This is a genomic window from Xanthomonas sp. A1809 (genome assembly GCF_017746015.1).
Classification (GTDB): Bacteria; Pseudomonadota; Gammaproteobacteria; order Xanthomonadales; family Xanthomonadaceae; genus Xanthomonas; species Xanthomonas euvesicatoria.
Window position 1 is genome coordinate 362,256 of sequence record NZ_JAGHWZ010000004.1, and the last position, 16,245, is coordinate 378,500.

The window sequence follows — 16,245 nt, forward strand, 5'->3', positions numbered from 1 at the left end:
GTTTGCATGCCGACCCGGCGGCAACGAGCAGCATGAAGCACACGCGTGACCGGCCGACGGAATCGCCGAGCTAAACTGTCAGCGGGTCGCCCCAACTGCGGCCATCGCGCGGCAGGCGGCCATCGTCAAGCACCTGCAGCACGCGCTCGGGCTGCAGCATGTCCAGAAACAGCACCATGTTGACGCCTTCCGGCCGCGCCATGCTGGGGAAGATCGCGCCGGGAATCTCTGCTTCGCGCAACAGGTCGCCGAGCACCCAGCTCACCGGTTCGATCTTGTTGACCAGCGCCTTGCGCCAGTCGTCGGCCCAGTCGGCCCACACCGCATCCCAGCTGGCATCGAGCAAACGCAGATCGGCCAGCGCCGGAAGATCGGCGGCGTAGCTGACCAGCGTCAACGGTGGCAGGAACGGGGCAGCCTGGGCATATTCGGCCGCGGCGGTTTCCAGTTGCAGCGACAGATAGAGCGCCGGCTGGCCGAAGCGATTGAAGCGCCCACCCGAGCGCGCCGCACCGGCACCGCTCAGCGGTTCGGCGGCCCAGCGCGGGGTAAAGGCGCGATAGAGCGTGCAGTGCGCCGGGGCGCTCAGCTTCAACCGGCGGCCCCTGCGGCGACCGTGCGCAGATAGGTCAGCGCATCGTCGGTGCGCCCCTGCTTGACCACTTCCAGCAAGGTGGCGAACTCGAACGCGGGGATCGGCGTGTTCTTGAGGTGGAACACCACCTGGCGCTCGTCCGGTTGCACCTGCGCCATCGCCACCAGCAGCCGCGACAGATTGCGCAGCAGGTCCTGCACGCGCGGGCTTTCAGGGTGCACGCGCAGGCTGTTGCGATGCACGCCGGCCAGGTCGGCCAGTTCCTGTTGCGAAAGATCCAGCAGACCGGCCATGGCCGACGGCGACAGGATGGTTCGGTCCGGCACGCGCAGGCGTTCGGTCAAGGCCAGGGGATTGAGAACGGCGACCATCGCACGGCTCCGGCAAGGTAGGTGCACAGTATATGCACAGTCAGCTGCATCTGGGAGGCACATCCATGCGCTCGGTCAGTGCACTGTCAGCTGCGCGCTTGCGCTGCCCCCACCGCGCGCAGACAGAAGCCGCAGATCGCTTCGACCAGTTGCTCGCCCTGTTGCGGGTCACCACGGCTGGGGGCGATCGGTCCCACCAGGGCCTCGGTAAACGCGCCAACGATGCAGGCAGCCGCGGCATCCAGCGACTGCTGCGGAAACTCCCCGGCCGCCACGCCTTCGGCAAGCAGCTGGCGAAACACCTCACCGAACAGGCGGCGGCCGCGGATGCGCTCGGCGTCGACCTCGCTCTCCACCGGCTCGGCGATGAAGGCGTACGCCAATGCCGGGCCGGCCAGCGCCCGCCGTACGAAGGTGGCGATCGCGCTACGCAGGCGCTCGGCTGCGCTGGCCTGGGTGGCCGCAATGGCACGCAGGATGACCATCTCGCGCTGTACCGCTTCGTTTAGAACTTCTACGAAAAGTTCAGCTTTCGACGGAAAATGTCGATAAATCTGCCCGGTTGATACGCCCGCCGCCGCGGCCACCGCGGTGACCGGTGCATTGCGGTAACCGCCTTCGGCGATCAGAACGCGGGCGGCGTGCAGGATCCGTTCGCGATTGCCGGCCAGGCGTTCTTCCATCAGGGCGGAGCGTCGATAAGCCATGGTGTGATTCTTGGTTCAATAGTTGAATTTTAGTTCACTTTTTTGTTGCGGACCGCTAGTCTGGCCGCATCCGCCGCGCGGCCCGCCCGCTCCCACCCGGCACATCCCGATCCCTGTGGAGTTGTTGCATGCATGTGCCGTCCTTGAACTTCGAGCTTGGCGAAGAGATCGACCTGCTGCGCGAAAGCGTGGCCGCCTTCGCCAGCCACCATATCGCTCCGCTGGCCGCGGCAGCCGACCACGATAACGTGTTCCCCGCCCAGCTATGGCGCCTGCTCGGCGAACAAGGGCTGCTCGGTCTGACCGTAGAAGACGCGTACGGCGGCAGCGGCATGGGCTATCTGGCGCACGTGGTGGCGATGGAAGAAATCTCCCGCGCTGGCGGTGCGATCGGGCTGTCGTATGGCGCGCATTCCAATCTGTGCCTGAACCAGCTGCGCAAGAACGCCAGCCACGAGCAGAAGCAACGCTACCTGCCCAAGCTGTGCAGTGGCGAGCATGTGGGCGCGCTGGCGATGAGCGAAGCCGGCTCCGGTTCGGACGTGGTGTCGATGAAGCTGCGCGCCGATGCGCGCGGCGACCGCTTTGTGCTCAACGGCAGCAAGATGTGGATCACCAACGGCCCGGATGCCGACGTGCTGGTGGTGTACGCCAAGACCGACCCGGACGCCGGCGCGCGCGGCATCACCGCCTTTATCGTGGAGAAGGGCATGCCGGGCTTTTCCACGGCGCAGAAGCTCGACAAGCTGGGCATGCGCGGCTCTAACACCTGCGAGCTGGTGTTCACCGATTGCGAAGTACCGGCGGAAAACGTGCTGGGCACGCTCAACGGCGGCGTGCGTGTGCTGATGTCCGGGCTGGATTACGAACGCGTGGTGCTGGCCGGCGGGCCGCTCGGGCTGATGGCCGCAGCAATGGACGTGGTGCTGCCGTACGTGCACGAGCGCAAGCAGTTCGGCGAGCCGATCGGCACCTTCCAGTTGATGCAGGCCAAGCTGGCCGACATGTATGTGGGACTCAATGCCTGCCGCGCGTATGTGTATGCAGTGGCGCGCGCCTGCGATGCCGGGCGTACCACCCGCCAGGACGCAGCCGGCGCCATCCTGTATGCCGCCGAGAAGGCAACCTGGCTGACCGGCCAGGCCATCCAGGTGCTGGGTGGCAATGGCTACATCAACGAGTACCCCACCGGACGCCTGTGGCGCGATGCCAAGTTGTACGAGATTGGCGCGGGCACCTCGGAAATCCGGCGCATGCTGATCGGCCGCGAGTTGTTCGAACGCACCGCCTGACGGAGCCACCATGAGCGTGATCGATAGCCAGCTGCAGGTCAGCGGCGAGAGTTTCCAACACAACGCCGCCGCGATGCGCGCGGTGATCGACGACCTGCGCCACACCCTCGCCCGGACCGCGCGTGGCGGCAGCGACGCCGCACGCGCCAAGCACACCGCACGCGGCAAGCTGCTGGCGCGCGAGCGCATCGATGCCTTGCTGGATCCGGGCAGCCCATTGCTGGAGATCGCCCCCCTGGCCGCCCATGGCATGTACGACGACCAGGTCCCGTGCGCGGGCGTGGTGGCCGGCATTGGCCGCGTGTCCGGCGTGGAATGCGTGATCGTGGCCAACGACGCCACCGTCAAGGGCGGCACCTATTACCCGATGACGGTGAAAAAGCACTTGCGTGCGCAGGAGATCGCGCAGCAAAACCGGTTGCCGTGCATCTATCTGGTCGATTCCGGCGGCGCATTCCTGCCGTTGCAGGACGAAGTGTTTCCGGACCGCGACCACTTCGGGCGCATCTTCTACAACCAGGCCAACCTGTCGGCCAACGGCATCCCGCAGATTGCCTGCGTAATGGGCTCGTGCACCGCTGGCGGCGCCTATGTGCCGGCAATGAGCGATGAAACGGTGATCGTGCGCGAGCAAGGCACCATCTTCCTGGGTGGCCCGCCGCTGGTGAAGGCCGCCACCGGCGAAGAAGTCAGTGCCGAAGACCTGGGCGGCGCCGATGTGCATACGCGCATCTCCGGCGTGGCCGATCACTTTGCCGACAACGATCTGCAGGCGCTGGCGCGCGTGCGCGCCATCATCGCGCAGCTCAACTGGCGCAAACCTGCCGCATCGCTGGCGCTGCAGGCACCGTTGCCGCCACGCTATGCCGCCGACGAACTATATGGCGTGATTCCTGCAGATACGCGCAAGCCGTTCGATGTGCGCGAAGTGATCGCGCGCATCGTCGACGATTCGCGCCTGGATGAATTCAAACCGCGCTATGGCAGCACGCTGGTGACAGGGTTTGCGCATCTGCATGGCTACCCGGTCGGCATCATTGCCAACAACGGCATCCTGTTTTCCGAGTCCGCGCTCAAGGGCGCGCACTTCATCGAGCTGTGCACGCAGCGCGGCATTCCGCTGGTCTTCCTGCAGAACATCACCGGCTTCATGGTCGGGCGCAAATACGAACATGGCGGCATCGCCAAGGACGGCGCCAAGCTGGTGATGGCGGTGGCCTGCGCCAAGGTGCCCAAGTTCACCGTGGTGATCGGCGGCTCGTTCGGTGCGGGCAACTATGGCATGTGTGGGCGCGCGTATTCGCCGAACTTCCTGTGGATGTGGCCGAATGCGCGCATCGGCGTGATGGGTGGCGAGCAGGCGGCCAGCGTGCTGGCCACGGTGCGTCGCGACGGTATCGAGGCCAAGGGCGGTGCATGGTCGGGCGAAGACGAGGATGCGTTCAAGGCGCCGATCCGCGCCCAGTTCGAGCAGCAAGGCCATCCGTATTACGCCAGTGCTCGGCTCTGGGACGATGGCATCATCGATCCGGCCGATACGCGCCGCGTGCTGGGCCTGGGATTGTCGGCGGCCTTGAACGCGCCGATCGAACCCACGCGCTTTGGCGTGTTTCGCATGTGAGTGAGGGGGAGCATGGCAGCCGCGGTTCTGCGTGCTGCGGCACCCGATGCTGGTGTGCAGGCTGGGAGTGAGGTTGTGTGTATGCGTGCCGGCAATCGTCGACGTTTGCGCAGGTGGCTTGCAGCAACACGCGCCGTGTGACAACAAACCTGCTTGCGCTCGATGTCGGTGTGCAACAGGCAAGCCGTTTATCTTCGTAAGACGACCCGCCGCTACGGCGACGTGCAGAGACTGATCCGATGACCCAGCGCGACCCTATCGCCGCAGCAACGCAAGCGCCCTTCGACAAGATCCTGATCGCCAATCGCGGCGAGATCGCCTGCCGGGTCATCGCCACCTGCCGCACCCTGGGCATTGCGACGGTGGCGGTGTATTCGGATGCAGACCGCAATGCACGACATGTGCGCATGGCGGACGAAGCGGTGCACATCGGCGCCGCGCCCGCGCAGCAGAGCTATCTGCGGGGCGAAGCGATCCTGCAAGCGGCACGCGCCACCGGTGCGCAGGCGATCCATCCCGGTTATGGGTTCCTGTCGGAAAACGCGGCATTTGCCGAGGCTTGCGCACACGCTGGCATCGTCTTCATCGGCCCACCGGCAGCGGCGATCCGCGCGATGGGCGACAAGAGTGCGGCCAAGGCACTGATGCAACGGGCCGGCGTGCCGCTGACACCGGGCTACCACGGCGACGAGCAGGCACCGGCATTCCTGCGTGCGCAAGCCGACGCCATCGGCTACCCGGTGTTGATCAAGGCCAGTGCCGGCGGTGGCGGCAAGGGCATGCGTCGGGTGGATGCCAGCGCGGCGTTCGAAGACGCGTTGACGAGCTGCCAGCGTGAAGCGCAGTCGGCATTCGGCAATGCGCACGTGCTGGTGGAGAAATATGTCCAGCGGCCGCGGCATATCGAAATCCAGGTGTTCGGCGATACGCATGGCGAGGTGGTGTACCTGTTCGAACGCGACTGCTCGGTGCAGCGCCGCCACCAGAAGGTACTGGAGGAAGCGCCCGCACCAGGCATGAGCGAGGCCAGGCGCGCGGCGATGGGCAAGGCGGCGGTAGATGCGGCACAGGCGGTGGGCTACGTCGGTGCCGGCACGGTGGAATTCATCGCCGGCCCGGACGGCGACTTCTATTTCATGGAAATGAATACCCGTCTGCAGGTGGAGCACCCGGTGACCGAATTGATCACCGGCACCGACCTGGTCGAGTGGCAATTGCGGGTTGCCGCTGGCGCACGCTTGCCGCGCAGGCAGCACGAGCTGCGCATCCACGGGCATGCGCTGGAAGCGCGCCTGTACGCCGAAGATGCCGAGCGCGGTTTCCTGCCGTCCACCGGCACGCTGCGTCAGTTGCAGATGCCTGCTGCCAGCGCGCATGTGCGCGTCGATGCAGGCGTGGAGCAAGGCGACACCATCAGCCCGTACTACGACCCGATGATCGCCAAGCTGATCGTCTGGGATACCGATCGCACGACTGCATTGGCCCGCATGCGCGCGGCATTGGCGCAATTCCACGCAGTAGGGGTCACCACCAACAGTGCATTTCTGTCGCGCCTGATCGCGACCGATTCGTTCGCATCGGCGAATCTGGACACCGCCTTGATCGAGCGCGAACACGCCGTGCTGTTTCCAGAGGCGCGCAGCCCCGACAACGCCTGGTGGTGCTTGGCAGCGGTGTTGATTGCCGATGCATTGCCGCCAGTGGCCGTTGATCCAGCCGATCCGCATTCGCCGTGGCAGCACGCGGACGGCTGGCGCATCGGTGCGCATGCAGCGCAGCACATCGTCCTGGAAGCAAACGGCGAGCGCCGCCAACTTGCTGTGCGCCCGGATGCCGATGGCTGGCAAGTCACCGACGCAGGCCAGACGCATGCCGTGCGCTACCACCGGCACGAGACGGACGTGCGCGTGGAGATGGACGGCCGGCAATGGCGTGCACAGGTGTTGCGCGACGGCGCCACGCTGACCCTGATCGGGGCCACGCAGCGGGCCGCCTTCCGTCACCACGATGCACTGGCAGAAGCCGACCAGCCCACCCAGGACACCGGCGGACTGACCGCACCGATGCCCGGCCGCATCGTGTCCCTGCCCGCAGCAGTGGGCCAGCCGGTCGCCCGTGGGCAGGCACTGGTGGTGCTGGAAGCGATGAAAATGGAGCACACCCTGCACGCGCCCAGCGATGGCACCGTGCAGGCGTACCTGGTGGCCGAAGGCGATCTGGTGAACGACGGTGCGGCGCTGGTGGAATTTGTGTCCGCGTCTGCGTAGCGGCGCATGGCAGGGTGACCAACGGCACGTTCGCCTGCACGCACGCTGCCGCTAGCGTGGCAAATCGGCCGGCCCGGCCGCCTTGCCACCGGAGTTCCCATGCAACGCCTGCTTCTTGTTTCCAGCATGCTGCTCGCGCTGTCTGCGTGCAGCGACAAACCTGCGCCCGCTCCCGAGAAAGCGGCAGCACCTGCACCGGCGGCAGCAGCGCCCGCAGCGCCGCCTGCGTTAATCACCCGCGATGCGCTGTTCGGCAATCCCGAGCGGGCCAATGTCAGCATCAGTCCGGACGGCAAGTACCTCAGCTGGGTGGCGCCGCTGGAGGGTGTGCTCAATGTCTGGGTGGCGCCGGTGGATGCGCCCGACCAGGCGCGTGCGATCACCAAGGACACCGCACGCGGCATTCGCAATTACTTCTGGACCTATCAACCCAATACCTTGCTGTATCTGCGCGACAACGGCGGCGATGAAGATTTCCACCTTTTTTCGGTCAATTTGGCTGACGGCAGCAGCAAGGATCTCACTCCGTTCAAGAAGACCAATGCCGAGGTGTATCGGGTCAGCGCACAACATCCCGAATCGATCATGGTCGGCATGAACGACCGCGATGCCAAGTGGCACGACCTGTACCGCGTGGACCTTGCCTCCGGCAAGCGCACGCTGGTGCAGAAGAACACCGACAGCCTGGATGCGTACCTGCTCGATGGCGACTACCAGCTGCGCTACGCCACGCGCGCGACAGACGATGCCGGCAGGGAGTTGCTGGTGCCCGATGGCAACCGCTGGAAGAGCGTGGACCGCATCCCGTTCGAGGACGTCACCAATACCGCGCCGGAGGGCCTGACCGAGGATGGCAAGACGCTGTACATGCAGGATTCGCGCAACCGCGATACTGCAGCGCTGTATGCCATCGACACGGCCAGCAACACACGCACGCTGCTGTTCGAAAACCCGCGCGCCGACGTCGGCGCCACCTTGAACGACCCCAAGACCGGGGCGGTGCAGGCGGTGTCCACCGACTACCTGCGCGAAGAATGGAAGCCGCTGGACAACGGCATTGCCGCGGATCTGCAGAAACTCAAATCCCTTGGCGGCGGCGATGCCAGCGTGGCCGCGCGCACGCTCGACGACCGCATCTGGATCGTGGGCTATTCCGCGGCAGAAACCCCGCTCACGTACTACCGCTACGATCGCGCCGATGGCGGCAAGCTGACCAAGCTGTTCTCCGCACGGCCCGCACTGGAGGGCAAGCCGCTGGTGCCGATGTGGCCACAGGAGCTGACCGCACGCGACGGCCTCAAGCTGATCAGCTACCTCACCCTGCCGGCCGAAGCCGATGCCAACCACGACGGCAAGGCCGACAAGCCGGTGCCGTTGGTGCTGTTCGTGCACGGCGGCCCGTGGGCGCGCGACAGCTACGGCTACGGGCCGTACGAACAATGGTTGGCCAACCGCGGCTATGCGGTGTTGTCGGTGAACTTCCGTGGCTCCACCGGGTTCGGCAAGGCATTCACCAACGCCGGCAATGGCGAGTGGGCCGGCAAGATGCACGAGGACCTGCTCGACGCGGTGCAATGGGCGGTCAAGCAAGGCGTCACCAAACCGGACGAGGTCGCCATCATGGGCGGCAGCTACGGCGGCTATGCCACGCTGGTCGGCATGACGTTTACCCCGGACGCCTTCAAATGCGGCGTGGATATCGTGGGCCCGGCCAATCTCAACACCTTGCTCGGCACCGTGCCGCCCTACTGGGCCAGCTTCTACAAGCAGCTGACCCGGCGCATGGGCGACCCCGCCACCGAAGCCGGCAAGCAGTGGCTGACCGACCGTTCTCCGCTGACCCATGTCGACAAGATCAGCAAGCCGCTGTTGATCGGCCAGGGCGCCAACGACCCGCGCGTCAAGCAGGCCGAAAGCGACCAGATCGTCAACGCAATGAAGGCCAAGAACATTCCGGTCACCTACGTGCTGTTCCCCGACGAAGGCCACGGCTTCCGCCGCCCGGAAAACAGCAAGGCCTTCAACGCCGTGACCGAAAGCTTCCTGAGCCAGTGCCTGGGCGGCCGCGTGCAACCGATCGGTGCAGATCTGGAAGGCTCCAGCATCACCGTCCCGGAAGGCGCCGACAAGATCAACGGCCTGAGCGAGGCCTTGAAGACGCATACGCAGGCGATTCGGAAGTAAAGACCTGCGCCAGCCGCGCACTGTCTGCAAGGCAGTACTCGCTGTTCCGGCGAGTACTGCCGCCCATGATGCGTAAGCACTGAGCAGCTAGCGGTTGCCGCCCCACCGGCCGAAGCCGGTGTCCGAGTCAGCGCAAAAGCAACTCGATGACTCGCTGCTTTTGCTGCTGGCAGCGCAGTAGTTCCATCCGCGCAGGCAGCCGCCTTGCCCTGGCCATGTGTCGCGAGAGCTGGAAGACCCTATCAGGGCTGCTCAAGATCCTTGGATAAGTCCCGATCGCGACTGGACAGCCAAATGGCCCCGTTAGGATCCAGCTCGGTGTTCGTCATCTCTTCGGCACGCCAACCGAATCCGCAGATGGCCAGTGGGCCGTCCTGCAGGCCATCCAGGCCCAGTGCCTGTTCGATGTCGACCTCATTGATGGCCGACGTCACGAACGCCCCTAGCCCCAGGTCGGTGGCACTCAAATAAAGCGTCTGCGCAATATGTCCGACATCGAGAATCATCGCGCGATAGGCCTTGGCGTGGTTCCGATACTTCCAGAAGCTGCGCAAGAACCGTGGCACCAGAATCAACAGCACCGGCGCTTGCGCAAACCAGTGCTGACCGGAGAGCGCTCGACGTGCGAAATCCGACAGCGGCTCAGGCGGCGGCGCCATGGGCTGCAGCGCATGCTCGATCGGACGGTAGTGATACAGCCCGCTTGGCATGCCCTGGACGCGCTGAATCAGCAGATAGGTCTCAGTGGGATGCAAGCTTCCTCCCGAAGGGACCGGCTTTTTCAAAAACGCGGTGTCGTGACCCACCGCAACACGCGCGCTCGCCATGACGCTACGTTGGAGCATGTGGCCCAATAACTCACGCGATAGCGCGCGTTGCTTATCGAAATTGCGGCAGGTCACACGGCGTGACAACAGGTCATCGAAGGCACCGGTGGCCGCACGCGGCAGCGTGATACGTGCGGCAACACCTCCTATCCCACGCTCCACGACTTCGGCAGGCGGCGCGCCCAGGCGATCGACCATTCCCTCTGCGGTTGTCAGGCCTTGCTCTTCCATTGTCGCGACGCTGTCTTCGCCTTTCCAGCGTGCAAAACGATGCCAAAGCGCGGCCAACGGCCACCAACGCTGCTGCTGCACCTGCTCATCATGCTGCCGATGGGTTGCGTGCGCGGCTTGGTCGCTGATCGCCAGACCTTGATCGAGCAACCGCTCCATCCAGGGCAGCAGCGGTTGCACCGGATCGACCGGCTGCCAGCGCGTAGGACTGAGTTGACTTAGCCAATCACGCTCGTGCGCAGCCACTTCCACTTCGGCATCGAGGTGAGGCGCAAGCGCAAGCCAGCGGGTACGGCGACGCAGCCCAACGCCGCCGGCAAGCAGTTGAGCAAAATCGAACGTCGCATCGTCGCGAAGCTCGAAGAACAGCGTGGCACAGCGACGAATCTGCATGGAGACATCTCAAGGACACATGAGCATGGTCGATATTGTCTCAGCTATCCCATCACATCATGCGCCAGCCCCCTCACCTGTGGACAAGACAATGACCGATCCAGCCGACCAGGCACACCTTCCGTTTGATGCATCCATCGCCGACAGGCTGCTGGAGCTGCTCTCCAACGACGACGAGTTTCGCGATTGCTTCCAAGACAACCCGGCACAGGCGCTTGCTCAGCTCGGTGTTGCCGGCGCCAATGCCAACGACGGCGTGCCCAGTGCCGGAGAGCCTTATTACTGCATGACCACCAACCAACTTGCTTCCAAGGAAGACATTGCGTTGGCGCGTGCCGAGTTACAGAGCTATCTGACCGAAAAGACCAATCACACCGTGATTTTCGCTTTCGAATCCGAAAGTATTCGCTCCACCCTGCTGCGCAGGTAAGCAGGCAGACGCGATGCAGGCCAGGCACGCACGAACGCCTGCGCCTGCTCGCGGGCTTCCTGCGTACGCCCCAATGCGTACAGCGACTCGGCGGTCCATAACCGTGCTAACCGCGTGTGCAACACATTGAGCGGCTGTAACGTCTGCGAGGCATTTGCCTCGATGTAGGCGCGCCCACGCTGAAGGGAAAGCCAGCGGGCTTGTTGCAATGCCTCCGCGTGCCGTCCGCTGTCATGCAACAAGGTGTACAAGGTCACACGCGTCTGCAACAGATCGTCGGGACCGGGAGGCAGGCGAGCGATGGCGGCCACCCGATCGCCCGACAGCGCCAGATGCTGGGCTTCGACGATCGCGCGTAATTCGGCAAGCACAGGTGTTTCGTGTGCGAGCGCAGGCTTGATCGCCGAAAGCGCGCGTGCAGTGAACTGATCGTCGCCATTGCGCTGAGCCTGGCTGACCAGGGCCAGCATCATGGCAGCGTCGTCCTGAAGGTTTGGCTCGGCCGGGCCCTTGGCTTTTATTGCGCCCACCAGCGCTTCAAACGTCGAACTCATCCCGGGACCGACGGATGCTGTTTCACCGGTGATGGCTGCGGTGGTAGCCCCAATCACCAGAAACTGCCGATAGCTGAAATCGTCGGTGTGCTTGCTACGCTCCAGGGCCTGTGCCATTGCCGCATTTGCGTCCGCCCAATTGGCCTGATCCAGCGCGATGCTGGTGCGGTCGATCAGTGGTACCACATCGTCGTTGGCGTAGCCGTTTTCTACAATCCGGTCGAGGGTTCGCTGCGCCTCGGCATAACGGCCAAGCACTGCCAAGGCATCGGCTTGGCGTCGCAGCGGCCCTGCCCGATCGCCCTCATTCGAGTTTTCGAAGCGCTGCAACGCAGCCTCGACCTTCCCCTGTGCCATCAGGATGCGGCCGATGCGATCGGATGCAATAGAACGCAGCGGGTCCTGTACGACATCGGCAGCCTGCGCATATGGCAGCGCATCCGCAAAGCGGTTTGCCACAAACAAATGCCATGAAGTGTTGGCGGCACCGGCGAAATTGTCCGGGTACAAGGACGCCAACGTTCGCCACAGTGGGAGCGCGGTGTCCACCGCCCGCAGCTCGGCGATCCAGGCGTCTAGATAGAGCTGATCACGTGCCGGCAAGCGCTGACGGAACCGAACCGCGTTGTCCAGATATGGAAGCGCGCCGTTGCGGTCGGACACCGCAACCTTGATGCGCGCCGCCCCCAGGTAAGCCAACGCAAACGTCGGGTCGATTCCGACCGCGCGATCAAACAGTTCCAGGCCCTCACGCCACCGACCTTTAGCAGTCGCTTCCACGCCCAGTGCATAGGCACGCAACGCGTCCAGACTCGATGTTGTGACGGCCGGCAATGGCACTGAATTCTTGTCGATCGACGCGACCATCTCGCCGAGCCCCTGGCGGAGCTTACGTGTGACGTGATCCACCGAAGACAGCGCAGACGGTAAGCCGTCGCCTTGGACAAACTCCGAATACACGGTCGTTTGCGTGCGCGGATCCACCAGCTCTACGCTGAAACGCAGTTTCCCTCCAACTTCAGCGACGGTCGGAAGAAGAACTGCGCTGGCACCATCACGCAACGCCACCTCCGATGCCACACTGCGGTCCAGAACAGTCGTGTTGGGATCGCGCTTCATTCGCATGACCGTGTCGCGCACCTTCATGTCACTCAGGACATTGACGTACCGCGACTGCTCGAGGCTGATGCGTAGCGCCTGTTCCAGCGCTCCATCCAGCAAGGCATTGCCAGTGAGATTGCGCACATCGCCGACCACGACCCAATCGCGGCTGGCAAAGGCAATCGCAGGCTGCGGCCGAATGAAGAACCACACTGCGATTCCCACCGCCAGCACCACCCCCACCTCAGCCACCAACGCGGCCGGCCTGCGCCACAGCGGCACATCGCGCCAGGCTTTTGCCGAGTTCTTCGGCATGCGCAGGGGAGTCAGGCCGACTTCGCCGACTTCGTAGATCTCCATCGCGGTGGGCATGCCTTTGAAGCGCCAGCGCCCGTGCGATTTCCACAATAACCGGTCGGCCCGGTTGCCGAGTTCGCGTGCGGCGCGATGGGTCAACGACTCGGCTACCGCCGAGAGCAAGATCTGCCCCGGCCGTGCCATCGACATCAGGCGTGCGGCGGTGGGCTTGGCCAGCCCTTCGACTTCCAGCGGCTTGGCGCCGATGCTGATCGCTTCGTCGCTATTGCGCCAGGTCAGCACTTCGCCCACATGCAGGCCCTGGCGTGCGCAGAGCGTGAGCGCATGCGCATCTCCCATCGTCTTGAGCCCGCGCGCGTAATCCAGCGCGAAACCCAGGCCATCGATGGGGCGGTCGAACAGCAGCAGCAGCCCGTCGGAACGATCGATCAGGCGGCCGCGCCAGTGCTGCTGCAGCTTGACCACCAGGCGGTCGTGCTCGCGGAACAAGGCGGCCGCGGCGTTGTCGCCGATACGTTCGACCAGCGCGGTCGAATCGCAGAGATCGGTCAACAGCAAGGTGCGCAGCCGCGGCGCCTGGATCGCTTCCGACGACGCGTCCTTGCGTGCGTGGGTGCGGCTGCTCATCGCTCAGCGGTGACCGGTGGCAGGCGGTTGATCCAGGGCCAGCGTCTCCTGCATGCACAGCACATTGCCGCCCTGCCGCTTGGCCTCGTACAAGGCGCTGTCGGCGAGCGTGTACCAGTCGTTCCAGGCCGCGTCCGCGTCGATCATGCACGAGCCTACGCTGACCGAGCAGCCTTGTTCGCCCTGGCCGTTGCACAGCCGCGCTTCCACCGCGCGCACGATGCATTCGCCGATGTGGTGCACCAGCTCGCTGGTGCCTTGCGCGACGAGCACGCAGAATTCATCGCCGCCGAGACGGCAGGCCAGGTCGCCTTCGGCGATCACCGAACGCAGGGCATGCGCCACGTTCTGCAGCACGCGGTCGCCTGCCAGGTGACCGAACTCGTCGTTGATGCGCTTGAAACGGTCGCAGTCGATCAGGATCAGGCCCACACCCGGCACGTGGCCGGCCCGCCGGCATTCCTGCAGGTGCAACGCCAGCCCGCGCCGGTTGTGCAGGCCGGTGAGCTCGTCGGTCCGGCTCAGTTCTTCGGTGTGGTTGAGCTGGTGCGAGGTGACGTAGAGGTTGTCCAGCGCCGCTTCCAGATCGTGGTTGCGGCGGCGCAGCTGGCGGATCAGCAATTGTTCGTTGTTGACCACCCGCACGATGGAGCGGCGCAGGAAGTGCGCCACCATCGAGGGGTCCTGGTCGACCAGACGCTGGAAATCCTCGTGTGCCAGCTCGATCAGACGGCTGTCGGTGGAGGCGCTGGCGCCGGCGCTGCGCGCGTGATCGCCGATCAGCAGGCCGAGCTCGCCGAAGAATTCTCCCGGGCCCAGATGCTTGAGCATCAGGTCCTCTCCGAAATCCAGGTCGATCTGGCCGCTGACAACGATGTACATCTGCGTGCCCACCGCACCGCGCTCGAACAGCGACTGGCCCGCGGACACCTCGCGCGAACGGCCGAAACGGGCGAAAAACGCCAGTTCCTCGGCAGTCATCAGCGCATGCAGCCCATCGGGGACCGTTTTGGCAACGTTCCCTGTCGGCTCGAGTGCGCCTGCGGTGTTGTGGCACGTCATCGGTTTTCCCTTAGGCCAGCCTGCACCATTAGCCCATGGACAAATCCTACAGGACCCCCTTGTTCAGCACCAGATCACACTGTTTCTCACCAAGAAAGAGACGAATTGACGGGTATCGGACGTAAAAAAAGGGCTCGGTTCTCCGAGCCCTTCCCCCTCCCAGGGTGGCGCAATGTAGCGCCGGTTGAATCTGCCTTGGTCGGCTATTGCTGTAACAACAGCTGCATCAACTCAGCGCCAAGCGCCGCTGCACCGCACTGCACTGCATTGCCTCATGTACAGCCGCTGCCGTCGCGGTGCCGCCAGCCGTCAGGCCGCCTTGTCGCTATGGAATTGCGCTTCTTCGGTGGAGCCACGCAAGGCGGTGGTGGACGATTGCCCCTGCTGGATCGCCTGCGTCACTGCATCGAAATAGCCGGTGCCTACTTCGCGCTGGTGCTTGACTGCGGTAAATCCCCTCTCCGCCGCTTCGAACTCGGCCTGCTGCAATTCGACGAACGCACTCATCTGCCGGCGCGCATAGCCGTGCGCCAGATGGAACATGCCGTAGTTCAAGGCGTGGAAGCCAGCCAGGGTGATGAACTGGAACTTGTAGCCATAGCTCGCCAGTTCGGTCTGGAATTTGGCGATGGTGGCATCGTCCAGATTCTTCTTCCAATTGAAACTCGGCGAGCAGTTGTAGGCCAGCAATTTGCCGGGGAACCTGGCATGGATGGCCTGCGCAAACGCACGCGCAAATTCCAGGTCCGGCTTGCCGGTTTCGCACCAGATCAGGTCGGCGTACGGGGCATAGGCCAAGCCGCGGCTGATCGCCTGGTCCAGGCCATTGCGGGTCTTGAAGAAGCCTTCGACCGTGCGCTGCCCGGTGGTGAACGGTTGGTCGTTGGCATCCACGTCGCTGGTGATCAGGTCGGCGGCTTCGGCGTCGGTGCGTGCAATCAGCACCGTCGGCACGCCCAGCACATCGGCGGCCAGGCGCGCGGCATTCAATTTTTCGATCGCCTCACGCGTGGGCACCAGCACCTTGCCGCCCATGTGGCCGCACTTCTTGACCGAGGCCAGTTGGTCTTCGAAATGCACGCCAGCCGCGCCGGCTTCGATCATCGCCTTCATCAGTTCGAAGGCGTTGAGCACGCCACCGAAACCGGCTTCGGCGTCGGCCACGATCGGCTGCAGGAAGTCGATGGCATCGTTGCCTTCGGCATGGTGCAACTGGTCGGCGCGCAGCAAGGTGTTGTTGATGCGCTTGACCACCGCCGGCACCGAATCGGCCGGGTACAGCGATTGGTCCGGATACATCTGCCCGGCCAGATTGGCGTCGGCGGCAACCTGCCAGCCGCTCAGGTAAATCGCCTTCAAGCCGGCCTTGACCTGCTGCATGGCCTGGTTGCCGGTCAATGCGCCCAGCGCATTGACGAACGGCGTGGCATGCAATGAGGTCCACAATTTTTCCGCGCCCAACCGCGCCAGCGAGTGCTCGACATGCACGGTGCCGCGCAGGCGCACCACATCGGCGGCGCTGTAATTGCGGGTGATGCCGCTCCAGCGCGGGTTGTTGGACCAGTCCTGCTGCAGTTGTTCGGCGCTTTGCAGTGTAGTGCTCATCTTGCGTTCTCCTGAGAGGTACGACGGATGGAACGAGGAAGAATGGTGGGCATGCGGCAT

General features: G+C 64.4%; 12 protein-coding genes. 5 read left to right on the plus strand and 7 right to left on the minus strand.

What is annotated here, in order from left to right:
• Positions 1-70: 70 nt before the first annotated feature.
• The 3 genes from J7396_RS05505 to J7396_RS05515 form a co-directional block, all read right to left on the minus strand.
• The gene (locus J7396_RS05505) at positions 71-595 is read right to left on the minus strand and encodes an RES family NAD+ phosphorylase (protein WP_209261119.1); all 525 of its coding nucleotides are present in this window, start codon (positions 593-595) and stop codon (positions 71-73) included.
• Positions 592-966, minus strand: a complete 375-nt coding sequence (locus tag J7396_RS05510; protein WP_008572267.1) for a hypothetical protein — start codon at positions 964-966, stop codon at positions 592-594. Before J7396_RS05510 ends, J7396_RS05505 begins: the two co-directional genes overlap by 4 nt.
• Positions 967-1,052: 86 nt before the next feature.
• Positions 1,053-1,673, minus strand: coding sequence for a TetR/AcrR family transcriptional regulator (locus tag J7396_RS05515; RefSeq protein ID WP_011345985.1), 621 nt, complete (start codon positions 1,671-1,673; stop codon positions 1,053-1,055).
• A 128-nt stretch (positions 1,674-1,801) separates the two neighbouring features.
• Here J7396_RS05515 and J7396_RS05520 point away from each other — a divergent pair, with 128 nt between their 5' ends.
• From J7396_RS05520 to J7396_RS05535, 4 genes are all read left to right on the plus strand, one after another.
• Positions 1,802-2,965 (plus strand): isovaleryl-CoA dehydrogenase, encoded by a 1,164-nt coding sequence (locus J7396_RS05520; RefSeq protein WP_033837229.1) that lies wholly within the window; start codon positions 1,802-1,804, stop codon positions 2,963-2,965.
• Positions 2,966-2,975: 10 nt separating this feature from the next.
• Positions 2,976-4,586: a carboxyl transferase domain-containing protein gene (locus J7396_RS05525; RefSeq protein ID WP_008572262.1), complete on the plus strand. Its 1,611-nt coding sequence runs from the start codon at positions 2,976-2,978 to the stop codon at positions 4,584-4,586.
• A 239-nt stretch (positions 4,587-4,825) separates the two neighbouring features.
• Entirely contained in the window at positions 4,826-6,853 is a 2,028-nt protein-coding gene (locus J7396_RS05530; RefSeq protein ID WP_209261120.1) for an acetyl/propionyl/methylcrotonyl-CoA carboxylase subunit alpha, read from the plus strand.
• A gap of 99 nt (positions 6,854-6,952) precedes the next feature.
• Positions 6,953-9,037, plus strand: a complete 2,085-nt coding sequence (locus J7396_RS05535) for a S9 family peptidase (protein ID WP_008572258.1) — start codon at positions 6,953-6,955, stop codon at positions 9,035-9,037.
• Between the two features lie 242 nt (positions 9,038-9,279).
• On the opposite strand, the gene J7396_RS05540 is transcribed toward J7396_RS05535, so the two are convergent.
• Complete coding sequence (locus J7396_RS05540) at positions 9,280-10,488, minus strand: putative peptide maturation dehydrogenase (RefSeq protein WP_029818296.1); 1,209 nt, start codon at positions 10,486-10,488, stop codon at positions 9,280-9,282.
• 91 nt (positions 10,489-10,579) lie between these two features.
• Here J7396_RS05540 and J7396_RS05545 point away from each other — a divergent pair, with 91 nt between their 5' ends.
• Positions 10,580-10,918: an NHLP-related RiPP peptide gene (locus tag J7396_RS05545; RefSeq protein WP_209261186.1), complete on the plus strand. Its 339-nt coding sequence runs from the start codon at positions 10,580-10,582 to the stop codon at positions 10,916-10,918.
• On the opposite strand, the gene J7396_RS05550 is transcribed toward J7396_RS05545, so the two are convergent.
• From J7396_RS05550 to aceA, 3 genes are all read right to left on the minus strand, one after another.
• Positions 10,858-13,518 (minus strand): putative peptide modification system cyclase, encoded by a 2,661-nt coding sequence (locus J7396_RS05550; protein ID WP_127166927.1) that lies wholly within the window; start codon positions 13,516-13,518, stop codon positions 10,858-10,860. The two genes, J7396_RS05545 and J7396_RS05550, sit on opposite strands and share 61 nt — an antisense overlap.
• Before the next feature lie 3 nt (positions 13,519-13,521).
• Positions 13,522-14,580, minus strand: a complete 1,059-nt coding sequence (locus J7396_RS05555; RefSeq protein ID WP_014089029.1) for a GGDEF domain-containing protein — start codon at positions 14,578-14,580, stop codon at positions 13,522-13,524.
• 309 nt (positions 14,581-14,889) lie between these two features.
• Positions 14,890-16,185, minus strand: coding sequence for an isocitrate lyase (gene aceA / locus J7396_RS05560; RefSeq protein ID WP_011345976.1), 1,296 nt, complete (start codon positions 16,183-16,185; stop codon positions 14,890-14,892).
• Between the last annotated feature and the right edge of the window lie 60 nt (positions 16,186-16,245).